The organism is Congregibacter sp., from assembly GCF_045107095.1.
Taxonomy (GTDB): Bacteria; Pseudomonadota; Gammaproteobacteria; order Pseudomonadales; family Halieaceae; genus Congregibacter.
This window is the reverse complement of sequence record NZ_JBGCFU010000020.1, coordinates 1-16277: the sequence shown is the minus strand read 5'-3', so window position 1 is coordinate 16277 and position 16277 is coordinate 1. Positions and strand designations below refer to the sequence as shown.

Annotated in this window: 16 protein-coding genes; 12 read left to right on the top strand and 4 right to left on the bottom strand. The window is 53.8% G+C overall.

The window, feature by feature from the left end; genetic code table 11:
- The 4 genes from AB8B76_RS04170 to AB8B76_RS04155 all read left to right on the top strand — a co-directional run.
- On the top strand, positions 1 to 570 hold a 570-nt coding region (locus AB8B76_RS04170), incomplete at its 5' end, for a choice-of-anchor U domain-containing protein (RefSeq protein ID WP_405270564.1).
- Positions 571 to 734: 164 nt separating this feature from the next.
- The gene (locus AB8B76_RS04165) at positions 735 to 1487 is read left to right on the top strand and encodes a hypothetical protein (RefSeq protein WP_405270562.1); all 753 of its coding nucleotides are present in this window, start codon (positions 735 to 737) and stop codon (positions 1485 to 1487) included.
- 81 nt (positions 1488 to 1568) lie between these two features.
- On the top strand, positions 1569 to 2771 hold the full coding sequence (locus AB8B76_RS04160) for a winged helix-turn-helix domain-containing protein (RefSeq protein ID WP_405270560.1): 1203 nt from the start codon (positions 1569 to 1571) through the stop codon (positions 2769 to 2771).
- Between the two features lie 47 nt (positions 2772 to 2818).
- A complete protein-coding gene (locus AB8B76_RS04155) occupies positions 2819 to 3337 on the top strand; it encodes a pyridoxamine 5'-phosphate oxidase family protein (protein ID WP_405270558.1) in 519 nt (172 codons plus the stop codon).
- Position 3338: 1 nt separating this feature from the next.
- On the opposite strand, the gene AB8B76_RS04150 is transcribed toward AB8B76_RS04155, so the two are convergent.
- Positions 3339 to 4925, bottom strand: coding sequence for an amidohydrolase family protein (locus AB8B76_RS04150; RefSeq protein WP_405270556.1), 1587 nt, complete (start codon positions 4923 to 4925; stop codon positions 3339 to 3341).
- A gap of 82 nt (positions 4926 to 5007) precedes the next feature.
- Here AB8B76_RS04150 and AB8B76_RS04145 point away from each other — a divergent pair, with 82 nt between their 5' ends.
- Together AB8B76_RS04145 and AB8B76_RS04140 are read left to right on the top strand one after the other, a co-directional pair.
- Positions 5008 to 5487, top strand: coding sequence for a DUF952 domain-containing protein (locus AB8B76_RS04145; protein ID WP_405270554.1), 480 nt, complete (start codon positions 5008 to 5010; stop codon positions 5485 to 5487).
- An 84-nt stretch (positions 5488 to 5571) separates the two neighbouring features.
- A complete protein-coding gene (locus AB8B76_RS04140; protein ID WP_405270552.1) occupies positions 5572 to 7014 on the top strand; it encodes an aminopeptidase 1 in 1443 nt (480 codons plus the stop codon).
- A 52-nt stretch (positions 7015 to 7066) separates the two neighbouring features.
- On the opposite strand, the gene AB8B76_RS04135 is transcribed toward AB8B76_RS04140, so the two are convergent.
- The gene (locus AB8B76_RS04135) at positions 7067 to 7594 is read right to left on the bottom strand and encodes a hypothetical protein (RefSeq protein WP_405270550.1); all 528 of its coding nucleotides are present in this window, start codon (positions 7592 to 7594) and stop codon (positions 7067 to 7069) included.
- A 126-nt stretch (positions 7595 to 7720) separates the two neighbouring features.
- Between AB8B76_RS04135 and AB8B76_RS04130 the strand changes: the two genes are divergently transcribed.
- Entirely contained in the window at positions 7721 to 9127 is a 1407-nt protein-coding gene (locus AB8B76_RS04130; protein ID WP_405270548.1) for an amidohydrolase family protein, read from the top strand.
- Between the two features lie 11 nt (positions 9128 to 9138).
- On the top strand, positions 9139 to 10272 hold the full coding sequence (locus tag AB8B76_RS04125; RefSeq protein ID WP_405270546.1) for an aminotransferase class I/II-fold pyridoxal phosphate-dependent enzyme: 1134 nt from the start codon (positions 9139 to 9141) through the stop codon (positions 10270 to 10272).
- A gap of 1 nt (position 10273) precedes the next feature.
- Here the strand turns inward: AB8B76_RS04125 and AB8B76_RS04120 are convergent, their stop codons facing one another.
- A complete protein-coding gene (locus AB8B76_RS04120) occupies positions 10274 to 11170 on the bottom strand; it encodes a DMT family transporter (protein ID WP_405270544.1) in 897 nt (298 codons plus the stop codon).
- Positions 11167 to 12054, bottom strand: a complete 888-nt coding sequence (locus tag AB8B76_RS04115) for a methylated-DNA--[protein]-cysteine S-methyltransferase (RefSeq protein WP_405270542.1) — start codon at positions 12052 to 12054, stop codon at positions 11167 to 11169. The genes AB8B76_RS04120 and AB8B76_RS04115 overlap by 4 nt, the downstream gene beginning before the upstream one ends.
- A 195-nt stretch (positions 12055 to 12249) precedes the next feature.
- On the opposite strand from AB8B76_RS04115, the gene AB8B76_RS04110 reads away from it, so the two are divergent.
- From AB8B76_RS04110 to AB8B76_RS04095, 4 genes are all read left to right on the top strand, one after another.
- On the top strand, positions 12250 to 12570 hold the full coding sequence (locus AB8B76_RS04110) for a hypothetical protein (protein WP_405270540.1): 321 nt from the start codon (positions 12250 to 12252) through the stop codon (positions 12568 to 12570).
- Entirely contained in the window at positions 12551 to 14623 is a 2073-nt protein-coding gene (locus tag AB8B76_RS04105) for an FAD-dependent oxidoreductase (protein ID WP_405270566.1), read from the top strand. The genes AB8B76_RS04110 and AB8B76_RS04105 overlap by 20 nt, the downstream gene beginning before the upstream one ends.
- A gap of 98 nt (positions 14624 to 14721) precedes the next feature.
- Complete coding sequence (locus AB8B76_RS04100) at positions 14722 to 15387, top strand: energy-coupling factor ABC transporter permease (RefSeq protein WP_405270538.1); 666 nt, start codon at positions 14722 to 14724, stop codon at positions 15385 to 15387.
- Between the two features lie 15 nt (positions 15388 to 15402).
- Positions 15403 to 16188: a TSUP family transporter gene (locus AB8B76_RS04095; RefSeq protein WP_405270536.1), complete on the top strand. Its 786-nt coding sequence runs from the start codon at positions 15403 to 15405 to the stop codon at positions 16186 to 16188.
- Positions 16189 to 16277 lie beyond the last annotated feature (89 nt).

The following is a 16277-nucleotide window of genomic DNA, read 5'->3' as shown; positions in this document are numbered from 1 at the left end:
GATACAGATCGCGATAAGGTCGGCGACAACGCCGATGCTTTTCCAAATGCAAAGACTGAACAGCGCTGGGAGAGCATTGCATTACGCACTACCCTTAGTGATTCCGATTCCGCTTGCACACTTATGGACAGCGAGTTCATTCCATATCTTAATGTCGCAACCCCCGATGAATCCGTAGCCACAGATGCAATGAGTACTGCGGTTAACTTCGCGCTTGAGGGATGTGATAGTAGTGGGGAAACTGTGCAAATCACCATCGACATGGGCACCACGCTGCCACCCAACGCTGCGGTGTATAAAGTGGTAGGCGATAAGTGGACGGTAATACCGGGGGCAACAATTAGCGGGAGCATAGTAAGCTACTCCATCACTGACAACGATGGTTTCCTCGATCAAGATCCCGCTATGGGACGTATCAGCGACCCCGTATCTGTCGCCGTGCCGAGAGCGGGAGGTAATCCCAGCGCGATTCCAGCCGTGCCGTTCCTAGGGCTGATGGCCCTCGCCATTTTTATTGCGCTGTGGGGTACAGCCAATTTGACTAGTTCGAGGCCGTCGGCGCGGCGGTGAGTCAGTTACCGGAGGGGGCATAGCGGCGGCTCCCTGAGTCTGCGAATCGTTTATCCGGGACCAGCCCACTTGGTTAAGCGCTGCATGATGAACGCGGCTACGATCTGTCAGTGTTGATAGTGTATAACTGGTGCTACTCTTATTGGTAAATTAAGGAAGTAGTCGTGGCATCAACCGCTCGCAAAGTTTCATTTATCGCACTGCTTATTCTGGTCCTGGTTGGCGGAGCTGTCTTTTATCTCGCATCAAACCTTAATGGCATCGTGGCGGGCGTTATCGAATCCCAGGGATCTAAGGTTCTTGGCACCTCGGTAACAGTAAGCGGAGTCGACATCCGCCTTACTGAGGCGGCGGCAGGTCTCTCAGGACTGAGTATTGAAAACCCCGAAGGTTTCCCTGGCAACGCCATGGAGCTCGGTGGTTTTGCCATCGATTTAGATGCTTCGTCGCTTACCAGTGAAACAGTGGTGATCAACAAAGTTATTGTTGACGGAGCAAGAATCAATGTCATTCAGGAGGCGAACGGCAGTAATTTGCAAGCGCTGCTGAACAACATTGAGACGGGACCTGGTGAAGAGGCGTCCTCCGAAGAAGAACCCGGTGGTGACGCTAGTGCGATGAAAGTCATCATCAATGAGTTTACGCTAAGCGGCGCTAGCGCTTCAGTGTCGATCCCTGAGCTAAACGAGACTCGCGAAGTTTCTTTGCCATCAATCGTTGTTAACGATGTCGGCAGAGCTACCAATGGCGCTACTGCGGCGCAGGTAGCTACACAAATACTCAAGCCGGTTATCGAGAAAGTGATTGCCACCGCGCTTACCGACTCAATCAAGGAGCGTGCGAGCGAGAAAATCAACGACACCGTAGGCGGTTTTCTCAAAGGTTTGAGTGGCGATGGGAAAAAAGACTCGCGTTAGAGGCGATGGTCGTGGGGTCTTTCCCAGGCCCACTTCTCAACCTATGCGGTTAGTCAAAGTACAACACATAAGTTCCGCTCGATGATTACGCTTAGCCGTGCTCATGACTTGCTGCGGCTTCGTCGTCTTGCGCTGTCTTCCCAGGGTCTCTTAGCGGGTAAGCCTTTTGGTCACGGGTTGGCTGGTGCTGTGAAGGCGATTAGCCAGATCGGCTACGTGCAGATCGATACAATTTCTGTGGTTGAGCGTGCGCACAACCATGTCCTTCAATCACGGGTGCCTGATTTTAAACCCGCGATGACCAACCAGATGCTGGTAGATAGAGATATCTTTGAGTACTGGACGCATGCTGCTGCCTTTATTCCCATCGCAGATTACAAGTTCTCCTTGCCCTACAAGCAGGCAGTCAAGAACGGCAAAGTTCATTGGTTTAAGTCGCCTGACAAAAAGCTAATGAAAGGTCTTTTGGATCGCGTTCGCACTGATGGCCCACTGCGCTCACGAGACCTGGAGGCCGCTTCTGTAAATAGAGAAGGGTGGTGGGATTGGAAGCCCGCAAAAAAAGCGCTGGAACAACTCTACATGCAAGGTGACCTGATGGTCGGCAGTCGCGAGGGCTTTCAGAAATCTTACGACCTTACTGAGCGTGTTCTACCGACGGGGATAGATACTGCCGCGCCAAGTACAAGAGAGTTTGCTCAGCATTTGCTTGAGCGACAGCTTCGCTGTCATGGCTGCGTGTCTCTGCGGGGTATTAGCTATCTACGCAAAGACGCGATGCTGCGCAAGGTGATAAAGAGCCTCGTTGATGAGGGAGTCGCGACTAAAAACCTGGAGGAAGTGCAGGTGCCTGGCGGCGAGGTGTTCATTCTCCCCGCGGGGACTTTGGATCAGCGCTTGCCTCGCGTTGATCATCGATTGCGAATTCTCTCTCCCTTTGACAATGCGGTAATTCAGCGGGACCGCCTCAAGGCGCTCTTTGATTTTGACTACCAAATCGAATGCTATGTGCCGGCGCCGAAACGTAAGCACGGCTACTTCTCGTTGCCGCTCCTTTACGGTGATTCTTTTGTTGGGCGCATGGACTGTAAGGCGCATCGGAAGGACAAGCATTTCGAGATAAAGGCACTGCACTGTGAATCTCGCAAGTTTGAGGACGATGCTGTGGTGGCTGCTTTTAAAGATGCCGCGATGCAGTTCTCTGGATTTAACGGCTGCGATAGGCTTTCGTTGACGGCGGTCTATCCCAAGCGGTTTGCGAAGCCTATTCAGAAGGCGCTGTAGCTGTAGTATGCCGGCAGTCCATTGATCGATCGAAGGTAAGGAAAACCATGAATCAATTGCAGCAGCTGTTTGGTGAACCCTCAGCACGATCAAGGGACAAAGTGCGTTCGTACATGGTCGATCGGGTGCAGGACTTTATTCGACAGTCTCCGTTCCTGGTGATGGCCAGCAGCAGTGATAGCGGAGCCTGTGATGCGTCTCCTAAGGGTGGGACCCCCGGCTTTGTCAAAGTGCTGGATGCAAAGTACTTGCTGATACCCGATGTCGCCGGGAATAAGCTTTTTCAATCCTACGAGAACATTGCGTCAAACCCGAACGTTGGTCTGGTATTTTTTATCCCATCGGTTGACGGTACGGCGAGGGTGAATGGTCGCGTGACGGTTTTGCGCAAGGGCGATGAGGCGTTTGATCGCTTAACGCTTGAAGTATTTGCACCGGACGAGAACGCAAAACTTCAGCAAGCACTGCTTCTGGAGGTTGAAGAGGCGTACCACCATTGTCCGCGAGCACTAAAGTTTTCGAAACTGTGGACGACCGAGCCTGAAAATGGCCCGGGAGACGACTGACCTAGCGTGCTTTACGCAATACCTGCCCTGCAAAAACTTGGGTAGATTCGCCATCTTTTAAAACCTGTTGACCATTGACCCACACGCTGTGAATGCCGGTGGACAGCACTTGTCCATCGCGAATCTCCGCATGGTCTTGGACACTTTCGGGATCGAAAAGTACTAAGTCAGCTTTCATACCGGGTGCGATCCGCCCTCGATCGGCAAAGCCCATATGATCTGCCGCTCGCGATGTCATCGCTGCGACTGCCGTTTCTAAAGAAACAACCTGCCTATCTCGAACGTAACGAGCGAGCACCCGCGGAAAAGAGCCGTGCCCTCGAGGGTGGCCATAAAAGCCGCCATCGCTGCAGACATTACTATGCTCCCATTGCAAAAACGTTTCGATATCAGCCTCAGTCATAGATCGGCCCATAATCATTTCTGCCTCGGCACCATCGTTTGCCTCAGACCAGGCGTCTGACTCCTTGAGCAGATCTGAAAATGTTTGCACCTCCGAGGTCCCGCGAATTTCAGCGATTTCCGCTACCGACAGATTGATGTAGTCGGGATTCGGTTCGTATTTGGTAAAGATGATGCCGGAGGCGGGGGTTAGCTGGTCCAGTACAAAGGCTATCTCTTCGAGGTCGTCTGCATTCCTGTCTGGCAGTAGCACCCACATGGTAGACGCCCAATACTCGTAGGGGTATACGTCCGCCGTGACATCGATGCCTTCTGCGCGTGCAGCGTTGAGCTTCTCAAGTAGCTTGGGAGCCTGATTCCAAAGACTTTTGGCGGCGAGTTTGATATGCGATATCTGTACAGGAATACCGGTCTGCCGACCGATGTCGATGATCTCGTCCATCGCATCCCAAAGGAATCTATCTTCGGACCGTACGTGGGAAATGTATCGACCGCCCTGTTCAGCGGTGGTTGCTGCGAGGCTGATAACTTCATCGCGATGGGAATAAATGCCGGGCACATATTCCAAACCCGTAGACAGCCCCAGCGCTCCAGACTCTAACTCGGATAGAAGTAGAGTCTGCATAGCCTCGACTTCAGCCGCGCTGGCCGGGCGCTTGGCATCGTCGCCCATGACATGTGCTCTGAGTGTGTTGTGGCCCACGTAGGCAGCGATGTTTACCGCGGGCGGGTTGCGGTCAAAGTCAGTCAAAAACTCCGCCAGCGGCAGTTGATGGTCGCCATCCTGCCCAAACACCGCGGTTGTGATTCCCTGGGTGAGCATCGGCAGAGCATCCGGGTTTTCACGAAGAGCGCCCTCATCGTCATGGTGGCTGTGGGTATCGATGAAGCCTGGCGCCAAGACGAGTCCGTTTGCATCTACAAGCGATTCGCCCTCTAAAGGACTGAGATTACCAACACTGACGATGGCATCATCTTGTATTCTCACTGCGCCAGGTTTGGCCTCACCGCCATCGCCATCGATAATCAATGCGTTGTGAATCAACGTGGAGCTTGCGGGTGGAGGCGTTGCGAGCTCAGGTGTTTCCGATCCGCAGCCCGAAATCAACGTACTGACGACGAACCCCAGCAAGGCCCGTAAAACACTCTTTGTTTGGATCGCTGGAATTAGCGTTGGTCGATCCATAGACACGGTCTGTTCCTCTTTATGTTTTTGCGCGTAGACTAAGAATACACCATCTACTTATCGCTCAGCCTCAGGATGCCCTATGCAACGTTTGTTGATCGTTCTATTCGCACTATTCACTACCCATTCGCTTCAAGCTCAGGAGCCGCTTAACCCCACGGGCTTCCCCTATGTGTTTCATATGGTTCAGGCCCGGCTCTGGGATCAGGTCCTGGAAGATGGATCTACTTACTATCCACCGACTTACAAGGCAGATGGTTTTACTCATGGCACCTCGAATCCTGACAAGTTGATGAACGTAGCGAACCATTTTTATCCCGACGTAAAAGGCGAGTGGTACTGCCTTCGTATGACCGTCGAGAGTCTTGCCGCCACTGGTGTCACCACAGTCTTTGAGGGAACCGCACCGGTGGGTGACATACCTCCCGATTTTGAGGGGGCGACGGACGAGTTGTTTCCGCACATTCTGGGTGGCATCAAGCCAGCAGCGGTGCTTGAGGCGCATACTATCGTCAGAGACCCCGACGGTACGTTTTTATCAATTCAAGGTGTGACTGACTGAGATCTTTGGATCACTTGGACCCTCTGATCGCAGTTTTACTATGGGCGTTTCAGAATTTTTAGACTCTACGTGGAGAACGCTTACATGTTTTTTAGACACATTTTAACTCGCGTCCAGTGGTTGCCTGCTGCGCTGCTATCGCTGCCTTTTGTAACGGGGCAGGTGATCGCGGCCGATAGTGCCGATGATGTCCAATCTGGATGGCAAATGATCTCTGAGGAAGAGCGTGATCAAGTATTTGCCTTTGCCGAGGATTACAAAGACTTCATGGGTCGCGCGAAGACCGAGCTGAGTTTTGTCACCGAGGCAGTCCGCCTCGCGGAGAAAGCGGGTTTTGAAGCGATGCCCCAAACCGGCGCGCTGCGGCCGGGAGATCGCTATTACGATGTGAACCGTGATCGCACCATAACTCTGTTCGTCGTAGGAACAGAGCCTATGGCCGAGGGCTTTCGCGTCGTGGGCGCCCACGTTGACTCTCCGCGATTGGAGTTAAAGGGTCGACCCCTTTACGAGTCTCAGGGTTTCGCGCTTTTCCAGACTTACCGCCATGGTGGAATAAAAAATTATCAGTGGGTGAACCTGCCATTGGCGTTGGTAGGACACGTTGATAAAAAGGATGGAACCCGTGTTTCTATTTCTGTGGGTTTGGATGAAGACGATCCCATATTCATCATTCCCGATCTTTCACCCCACGTTGATGCTGATTATCGCAACCGAAAGAACCGTGATGTGATTATGGGTGAAGAGCTGGATCCGATTATCGCGTCCATTGAGTCAGCGGATGACTCCATAAAAGCATCAGTGCTCGCCTACTTGGCGACTGAATACGACATCAGTGAAATGGACCTGGTGTCTGCGGAGCTGGCGATCGTGCCAGCAGTCGCGCCGCGCGATGTGGGTTTTGATCGTGGAATGATGGCGATTTACGGACAGGACGACAAACTGTCTTCTTACACCGCCCTGCGAGCAATCCTTGAGCAAAAGTCACCCAAGCGCACGGCGGTTGCCTTTCTGGTGGATAACGAAGAGGTTGGCAATATCAACAACACAGGCTCCAATTCTGACTACTTTGTCGATTTACTGGCAGAGCTGGTTTATCGGGAAAAAGGTGACGCCTACACAGACATCGATATTCGACGAGCGCTGCGAAAGACTAAGGTTGTGTCCTCTGACGTAAATCCCGGCATCCACCCAACGTATCCGGGTGTCTGGGAGTCTGGGAATGCACCCCGTTTGGGTTTTGGTGTGAATCTTAAGCTCTACGGCGGTGGCTTCAACGCCAATTCTGAATTTATGGCATGGAACCGCGCTTACCTTGATGATTCCAATATCGCCTGGCAAACCGCGACTTACAAAGGACGCGCGTCAGGTGGGACTATCGGTAGTTCACTGTCACGGCGAAACATGGAAGTCATCGACTACGGTGTACCTCTCCTGTCGATTCACTCGACTTATGCAGTGAGCTCCAAGATTGACGTCCACATGCTATATCGCGCCATGGACGCATTTTTCCGGTACAACGACTGACCGAAGTCAGTCGCCGTGCGTTGACGCCTTAGTTGCCGCGTTAGTTGCCGCGTTAGTTGCCGCGTCGCTCGGGGTCGCAGTCCTCGGTGCGACGCGTATCGTCAATCTGCAAGATTTTCCACTGCCCGTCGACTTTTCTGAATGAGAAGAGATCGATGCCGCAGTGGTGAAACTCGTCGTTCACATACAGGTTATAGGGTGTCCATGCCATGGCCACGTTGTCATCAATCAGGACAACTTCATCAAAGGTGACCTCGTCCAGATAAGCCTCTGAGGTGGTGACAGAGCTAATCCATCCCTCCGTGTCGTCGGTGCCGAGTCTTCCCTCGGGTAAAAAGGCCGAGCGAAGTGCCTCACCGTCTTTGTTGCGCATCGCATCAAATAAGTCGGTGACTGCATCAATAACGTCCTGCTCTGCGTTCTGTGCATAGGCGGGCAAAGAGCTTGTCATCACAGCCGCGAAGAGGGCCGCGATCAGATGACGCTGCAGGTAGGGAAGTTTTCGCGCTACACTCAATTGTCGAGGTCTTAGGGCGCTGCGCAACAGCTTCGCCCGTTCTAGCTTGTCGAGATTTCTCAAAACCTTGTTCTCCTTAAGGTTGATGCTGACCAGCCCCAACAATGGCTGCAGCGCTTCTCGAGGTCAATGACACAGGGTGTAATTGGGAGGGGCGATAAGTTCGCAAATAAAAAAAGGATGCCATAGATGACTACAGAAAAAACCGGAACGTTTCGACGTACGGCGTTTGCCGTTTGGACCAGTGCCGCCTTGCTGGGTGCCGCCCTCACGTCGCTGCCCGCGGCGGCTGGCACTGCTTTGGTCGGTGGCCGGTTGATTGACGGCTTTGGTCATGAGCCCATCGCAAACAGCGTCATTCTGGTAGAAGACGGTGTGATTCAGGAGGTCGGTACTGTGTCGACCCTTGAGGTGCCCGAGGGCTATGACGTGGTATCCACCGAGGGTATGGATGTCTTACCCGGACTTTGGGAGAACCACGCGCATCTGATGCTCAACGGGCATGCTGATTACAGTCATTGGCATCCGACTTACAAAGATCGTCTGGCCAGCGAAATCATGCCCTCCAGTGCGGTGCAGCTGTTGCTCGCAGGCATTACCTCCGCCCGAGATCTGGGCGCTCCCTTGGAAGCGTCAATGTCGGTCAAAAATCGCATCGAGTCAGGAGAGATTCCTGGCCCTCGTTTGTTCGTATCCGGGCCCTTTATTCAGCATGAAGCCTACCCCGGTACGGAGTTTTATCGTTGGGGCGTTGACAGCGTTGCTGACGGAAAACGCAAAGTGAAAAAGCTTGCCGATGCAGGCGTAGATATCATCAAGCTTATCGACCAGGACAAGATGACTCTTGAGGAAGCACAGGCGGTTGTCGACGAAGCGCACAAGTACGGTCTGAAGGTTGTAGCGCACTCTCACCGCCCCGACGAAGTGCGTCGTGGCCTCGAGATTGGTGTGGATAACTTTGAGCACACAGGACTGACCACAGCGCCCGAGTACCCCGCCGACGTTATCGAAATGCTTCGGGAGCGAACCGCTACGGGTCGCATCGCTGGCGGTCCTCTGTTCTGGACGCCCACGGTAGAGGGTTTGTGGAACTATGATATGACGGTCGCCAATCCTGAGAAGCTCGACAGTGCATGTTGGCATCGTGGATTAGAGCCCTCGACCATCGCTGATATTAAGGCGTCAATTCAGCAACCGGGGCAGCTTGCGTACACCCAGCTAACACCTTTGCGAAAGCCCACGCTGAAGCGCAAGTTTCAACAGTTAAGAGATGCAGGTGTCGTGATGCTCGTGGGTACTGACAGCGGTATTCCCATGAAATTTCATTGCCAGAGTACCTGGAACGAAATGGACGTTTGGGTGAACGTGATGAATGTCGATCCTATGTCGACTATTCGAGCGGCTACTTACTGGGGTGCAGTAATGATGGGTGTATCGGACAAGGTGGGCACTGTGTCGGCGGGTAAATATGCAGACATTATTGCGGTAAAAGGCGACGTCCTTCGTCACATAAATCTTCTTTCCCGCGTTGATCTCGTCATGAAGAATGGCGTTGTCTATAAACAGGACGGCCTGGCGGTCGAGTCCGCCCTTTAGGAATTAGTGACGTGACGCATTTTCAAGCTTTTGCCGTAGAGCAGTACCTGTCAGAGACAGAGCACGGAGTGCATTACAACTTCTCTGAAAGTGGCGTGCACCCCATGAGCTACGCCGAGCTTTTCGAGCTGGCAAACGTTGATAGGGACACACTGTTCGCTACGCTTGTGGACTACCCACAGGTGAACGGTGATCAGCTTCTGCGAGAGCGCATTGCTGCGCTCTATCAGATGGCCCATGCAGATAATGTACTGGTAACCGTCGGCGCAACAGAAGCCAATACACTGGTTGCGGCGACTCTTCTAGAGCCGGGTGACAATGTCATTCGTTTTAGTCCCACCTACGAACAGCTCGCGGGTAATGCGCACAATCTTGGCTATGAGGTTCGCAGTGTGGATATGCACTCAACTCAAGATTGGGCCATCGATGCACCGGGTCTGGCTGCAGCAGTTGATGATCGCACTCGGATTATTCATATAGTGAACCCGAATAATCCTACCGGCCAGGTTTTGAGTGCCGCGGATCGTGAGCTCATTGTGGCGGCGGCCCAAGGGGTAGGAGCATGGATTGTCGCTGATGAGGTTTACAGCGGCACTGAGCGAAATACCGATGAGCCCACCGAATCTTTCTGGGGCGGCTATGAGCGCGTGATCGCAATCAACTCTATGAGTAAGGCTTACGGTCTTCCTGGCTTACGCCTGGGGTGGCTCCTTGCCCCGGAGTCTTTGATCCCGGATTTATGGCGTCGCCATGAATATGCTTCGATCACGGCCACTATGATGTCCATGCAGTTAGCCTCTGCGGCGCTGGAATCCTCGGCGAGGGATGCCATTACAGCAAGAGCGCGAGGGCTTATCCGTCGCGGTTTCGAAACCCTCCAGGAAGAGCTCAGCTATCACAAAGGCGTGTTTTCGGTGGTGCCGCCGCAGGCTTCTGCTATGTCTTTTGTGAAGTTCGATCTGCCCGTGAGCTCAGATACTTTTGCGGCGCGTTTGTTAAAAGAAGAGGATGTGCTCGTGATACCCGGGTCGCGCTTTGGCGTAGAAGAGCACTTCCGCTTTAGTTCTGCATTGCCTGAAGAACATTTGCGCGCTGGGCTCCAGCGTATGAATGAGCTTACGGGGCGTATCCTTGCAAGCGCGTGACTTAGCTCTCTCTGGAACGACGCAGGGCGCGAACTAGGGTCGACGGTCTGAAGTTAGTGACCAACATTGTTCCGCTCAGTACGAGTCCCGCGCCGAGCAGTGTGTGAAGGCCTACAGCTTCGTCCAAAAACAGCCACCCCCAGAGTACACCCCATAGCGGGATAAGGTAGCCAACGGTAAGAGCGGAAGGGGCCCCAACCGTAGCGATTAGGTGGAAGTAAAGAAGGTAGGCTACACCCGTGCAAAGGACGCCAAGGACCAAAGCGGCGGCTACTGCTCCGGGGGGCCATACCTCGGGCACGGGTGCAAAGGGCATAAAGGGCAACACTAATAAAGTCGCAGCCCAGAGGCTTCCGTGAGCGTTCGCATAGGTTTCTACTTTTTCGGCATATTCGGCGTAGCTACTGGCGATGCCGTAGCAAATGGCGGCTGAAGCTGTCAGCACGACGGCCCAAAGTGCTTCTGGTTGCACGGCCAGGCCTCCCAATCCCACTAAGCTCGCGACGCCGGCCATGCCCAGCACAAGGCCGGCGACTGCGCGGGGAGTGATAGGTTTTCCCCGCCAAAGAAAACCAATAAGGAAACCCCATAAAGGTGCTGTGGAGTTGAGGATAGCGAGCATGGACGCGGGTAAGGTCTGCGCAGCGTAAGCAAAGGCCCAAAAGGGTAGGGTTGTGTTGAGAGCACCAAGCGTAAGGTAGTGGCGCCAGTGTTTGCGAACATTAAGAGGGCGACGCAGTGCCCGGCTGATGAGTAGTAGGATTAACGAGGCCGCGACAAGCCGGATTTCGAGGAGCCACGATGGTCCTAGTTGGGGTACCGCTATGCGCATAAACATAAACGACGAGCCCCAGATTGCGGCAAGAGCGATTAGCTGTGCAAGTTGTGCTGCGTTCAAGCGATTTGTTCCCAGACGTGTAGGGCCAACTTCCGTTCTAGCCCCCAGCGATAGTTACCCCAGTCCCCACCTTGGCGGATAACCCTGTGACAAGGTATCAGGTAGGCGATGCGGTTACGAGCCATCGCTGACCCGACGGCTCGGTGCGCGTTGCCCGTGCCGGCTATTGCTCCTAGTTGCTGATAGCTGATTAAGTCTCCGGGGTTCACTTGCAAGAGCGCTTCCCAGACTTTGACCTGAAAGTTGGTGCCACGCAGCAGTAAATGCAGTTTTCCCCGTTCTAGTGGCGCAGCAAATACGCGCTGCAATAGTTTTGCAGCCGCCGCGCTGTCCTCTAGATGAGTAGCGCCACGCCAGTCATTCTTAAAGGCGCTGAGTGTCTCTGGGTCTTTGGTATTGTCGAAGCTAAGTTGACAGATTCCTCTTTGGCTCCATGCTACAAACGCCGGTCCAAAGGGTGTATCTCCCCAGCCGTATTCGAGAGCAATACCCTTACCGAAGCTCGCGATTTCTCCGGGGGTCATGGCATCACAGGCGAGCGTGAGGTCGTGAAGACGCCCAGGACCTGAGAGCCCTGCGTGAAGTGTGGCGTCAAGTACTGATGCCTGATTCCGAAGAGCATCCAAGGCGTATTGCCGGGTGATGATCTGCAAAAAGCGTTTTGGCGAAACACCGGCCCAGCTGCTGAACACTCGTTGCAGGTGTGATTCGCTGGTGTCCACTGCTCTTGCGAGTGTGGCTAGATCGGGTTGCTCCCGCTGATGTTCCCGAAGATAGGAAATCGCATCTGCAACCATTCGATAGTGCGCGTGTTCGGGAGAGCGGTGTTTGGAGGCGGGCATGGCGTGGATTGTCTCACTGGCTGGCGCTGAGGTGTAAAGCATGAGGCAACTCTCTTTTCTCAGGGAGTTTTTAGTATTTACCCCTCGGCTATACGCCCGCCACCCGATTCTTGCTCTAGTTATAGAAAGATAGTACTTGGGTGGTTTACTCGCATTTTTGCCAGCTTGACCCGAGGTGAGTTTCCTGTGAATGTCTCATTCGCTACGCAGTGCCTGCAAATAAAACAGGGGTGTCCTATGACAGGAAAAGACAGCAATCGTCTCTTGCTCGAACTCGAGAAGATTCGCCGTGACGTGAACCGCGAGATCATGAATCCTGCGATACCAGAGCTGAGCGTCGAAGATATACGCCCCGTGATTACTATGGCAGCGCGCGCGCGGTTATCTTACTTACAGGAATTGATCGATATTTCGAAGATTTCTCCGGATATGCCATCTCACGAACAAATATCGATGTTGTCCCGACAGCGGGAAGCTTACGAGGAACTTAGGGCCGCCGTTAATGCCCTCGAAACAGCAATCGACAGAGGGTACCTGGATGTCCTTGGCGCAGAGTAAAGACACAGATATGCATCCACAATTTCCACGCTTGTTTGAACCCTTGGATCTGGGCACAACTCAGCTCAAGAATCGTATTTTGATGGGGTCGATGCATACCGGGCTGGAGGAATTGGGCCCCGTGGGCTTCGAGCGCATGGCTGCCTATTACGCCGAGCGTGCCGCGGGTGGTGTGGGCATGATTATTACGGGCGGCAATGCGCCAAATGATTCCGCCGCGCTCGCACCGGGGGAATTCGGTGCATTTAACAGTGATGCGCACGTGCCCATGCATCGGGTGGTAACCGATGCGGTGCATGCAGCAGCTGAAGATTGCAAAATCTGTCTGCAAATACTTCATGCCGGTAATCTGGCCTACAGTGCCGACCCGGTCGCGCCATCGCCTATTGCGTCGCCAATCAACCCTCGCGAACCTCGGGCAATGACCCCTGACGATATCGAAACCACCATTCAGGATTTTGTGGATTGCGCGCTGAGGGCCAAGAGCGCGGGCTACGACGGCGTGGAGATCATCGGTTCTGCCGGGTACCTTCTGAGCACCTTTTTATTAGAGAAGACCAACCACCGTCAGGACGAGTGGGGAGGCGACTACGCCCATAGAATGCGCTTGCCGGTGGAAATTGTTCGGCGCACTCGTGAGGCTGTGGGCGAAGACTTCATCGTGATCTATCGCATCGCTGCGATGGAACTCATGGGGGATGGGAGTAGCTGGGATGAAGTCGTGACTCTAGGTAAAGCGATTGAGGCCGCTGGTGCGTCGATCATGAGTACGCACTTCGTATGGCATCAGGCGCAGGTACCGACGATTAGTACACGTGTACCCCGTGCGGCGTTTGCGGGTGTAACTGGCCGCCTTCGTAAAGAGCTTTCCATTCCCATGATCACCAGTAACCGGATCAACATGCCCGAAGTGGCGGAGCAAGTGCTCGCGGATGGTTTGGCGGACATTACCTCCATGGGGCGTCCCATGTTGGCTGACTCACAGTTCGCCAAAAAAGCTTTCGAAGGTCGTGTTGACGAGATTAACACCTGTATTGCCTGCAATCAGGCATGTCTTGATCATGCCTTCAGGGGTAAGACGGTTTCTTGTCTGGTGAACCCGAGAGCCTGTCATGAAACAGAGCTGGAGTATCGGCCCACCGAAGCACCCAAGCGAATAGCGGTGGTGGGTGCTGGTCCTGCGGGTCTGGCATTTGCAACCACAGCTGCCTCCCGTGGGCATGAAGTCACGTTATTTGAAGCCAGTAACGAGCTGGGAGGCCATTTTAATTTGGCGATGCGCATTCCGGGTAAAGAGGAGTTCGCAGAAACCATTCGTTACTTTGAGCGCCAGCTTGAGCTGACGGGGGTGACCGTCAAGCTGGAGCATCGAGTTGAGCCCGGTGAGCTCTCGGAGCAAGAGTGGGATGAGGTCATCGTGGCCACTGGGCTTAATCCCCGGGACCCCGAAATTCCAGGTATCGATCACTCGATGGTGATGAGTTACGACGAGGCTATTCGTGGTACACGTCCTCTCGGTAAAGCGGTAGCGATAATCGGAGCCGGCGGCATTGGCTTTGATGTGGCCGAGCTTGCGTCCCATGCCGGGGTGTCGGCGGCGCTTGATAAAGACGTTTTTGCGCGGGAGTGGGGGATCGACTTTGAGAATCATCCGCGAGGCGGCGTTGCCGGAGTGGAGCCTGTTGTCGACGTTGCAGATCGGCAGATTTTTCTTCTTCAGCGCAAGCCCACATCACCTGGACGCGGCTTAGGACCGACAACCGGATGGACTCACAAGTTGGCGCTGAAACGCCGAGGTGTACATATGCTCAAGGGCGTACGTTACGACGGCATTGATGATCGCGGACTGCACATCTCAATTGACGATGAGCCTCAGTTACTGCCGGTGGATACCATCGTTGTTTGCGCGGGGCAGGAATCAGAGCGATCGCTCTTTGATGTGCTCAGTGGTTCGCGAAAGGGCGTTCATCTGATCGGTGGTGCGGATCTCGCCGTAGAAATCGATGCAAAGCGTGCCATTGACCAGGCTTGTCGTTTAGCGGCGGATCTTTAAGTACCAAGGTCTATTCGTCTAATAGCTAACGGAGAGCCGGTAAGCAGGGCTCTCTACCACCCAGTTAACCTCACCGTTGGATGTTGTAAGACGTGCATGTGCCTGCTCATTTATTAGCTGACTGGATCACTGTTGCGGCAGCCGTTGCGATGGCTTTGTTCTTGTTCGCAGCGCTGCGATATGCGGATTGGGCTGCCGTCGCGAGGGAACCCGGTCGTATGCATCTGGTAGCGGGGGGTGCCGTCGGGTGTTTATTGCTGTGGTTGCTCAATATTCATCTTGTGGATGGTTTACTACTTCACTTTTTGGGCATTACGACCTTGACGCTTGTTATTGGTTGGTCTTTTAGCGTTCTCGGTGCGGCTCTGGTCATGGCCGCTTTTTATGCACTTAAGGGCTTGGCCTGGACGGCATATCCGCTCGCTGTGGTGATGTGTATCGTTCTGCCGGCGACAACGACCTGGTTGTTGGCAAGAGCGCTGCGCCGGCCCGGATTGCAGCATCCCTTTGTTTACATGCTGGGTGCGGGGTTTGCGGGTGGAGGTCTCGTAGTGCTTTTGCTATCGGCACTAGCGCTATCGCTGTTTTGGTTCAGTGGTCAAACGAGTTATTTGGAGGCTGCGGCAGAGTTTTGGCCTCTTGTGTTTATGCTGATGTTCTCCGAAGGCTTTATTAACGGTATGTGCGTTTCTGCGCTCGCCATCTTCTACCCCGATGGGATGAAAACCTTTGACGACAAGTTTTACCTTGATGACCAGCGCTAAAGCTTTGCTTTTCTTATGAGCGAGTTATTGCCCTGGGAATACGGGGCCATCGCATTGTTATTTATCTGGGGCGGATTTGTGCGCTCCGGCCTTGGCTTTGGCGGGGCGGTGCTTACGCTGCCGTTTTTACTGCTGATCCGCGATGAGCCTCTTCTTTTCCTACCGATCATTTCCGTCCACCTGCTGTTCTTCTCCGGATTGACTGTGTGGCAGGCCCATAGGGCTGACGCAAAACAGGGCAGGGCGGTCAGCACGATCAATTGGGAGTTTTTGCGCTATGCATTGCCCCTGATGATTGTGCCCAAACTGATCGGCGTGGCTGGTGTAATCACACTGCCCGGTTCGATCGTTACGGGCTTTATCTTTTGCACGGTCACGCTCTACGCCATTAGTTACATCTTGGGCAAACCCTTCAAGAGCAATAGCAAGCGGATCGATGCTTTCTTCTTGATGGTGGGTGGCTATGTCAGTGGCGTATCACTTATTGCGGCGCCCCTCGTGGTGCCTGTGGCAGCGAGTCGTGTGTCTAAAGAGCAGCTGCGAGACACGCTCTTTGTACTGTGGATTGTGTTGGTGGGGCTTAAGCTGGCTGCCTTCGTGGCCACTGACGTAGATTTACAGTGGCAGCAACATGTTTGGCTGCTGCCCTGCGCGGCTATCGGCCATGTTCTGGGACTGAAGTTTCATGCCTATAGCTTGCGGGCTGACACGCAGCTGTTTTTCCGTTATCTGGGCTTTGCCCTCTTGCTGGTCAGTGCTGCCGGCTTGGCGCGATTTTGGCTGAGCTGGCTTACAGGCTGACGCCGCGCGAAATACCCGCTACTCTAGGGTTTTGGATTTTGCGAGCACATCCCATGATTCTTCGAAGCTTTGTCGTACTAGCCGCGCTC

Bases quoted from the DNA above. Each gene is read 5' to 3' on its own strand.
- AB8B76_RS04145 (WP_405270554.1), top strand. From the start codon at position 5,008: ATGCAACGTTTGTTGATCGTTCTATTCGCACTATTCACTACCCATTCG.
- AB8B76_RS04115 (WP_405270542.1), bottom strand. From the start codon at position 12,054: ATGCTTTACACCTCAGCGCCAGCCAGTGAGACAATCCACGCCATGCCC.
- AB8B76_RS04095 (WP_405270536.1), top strand. From the start codon at position 15,403: ATGAGCGAGTTATTGCCCTGGGAATACGGGGCCATCGCATTGTTATTT.
- AB8B76_RS04110 (WP_405270540.1), top strand. From the start codon at position 12,250: ATGACAGGAAAAGACAGCAATCGTCTCTTGCTCGAACTCGAGAAGATT.
- AB8B76_RS04105 (WP_405270566.1), top strand. From the start codon at position 12,551: ATGTCCTTGGCGCAGAGTAAAGACACAGATATGCATCCACAATTTCCA.
- AB8B76_RS04160 (WP_405270560.1), top strand. From the start codon at position 1,569: ATGATTACGCTTAGCCGTGCTCATGACTTGCTGCGGCTTCGTCGTCTT.
- AB8B76_RS04155 (WP_405270558.1), top strand. From the start codon at position 2,819: ATGAATCAATTGCAGCAGCTGTTTGGTGAACCCTCAGCACGATCAAGG.
- AB8B76_RS04140 (WP_405270552.1), top strand. From the start codon at position 5,572: ATGTTTTTTAGACACATTTTAACTCGCGTCCAGTGGTTGCCTGCTGCG.
- AB8B76_RS04130 (WP_405270548.1), top strand. From the start codon at position 7,721: ATGACTACAGAAAAAACCGGAACGTTTCGACGTACGGCGTTTGCCGTT.
- AB8B76_RS04150 (WP_405270556.1), bottom strand. From the start codon at position 4,925: ATGGATCGACCAACGCTAATTCCAGCGATCCAAACAAAGAGTGTTTTA.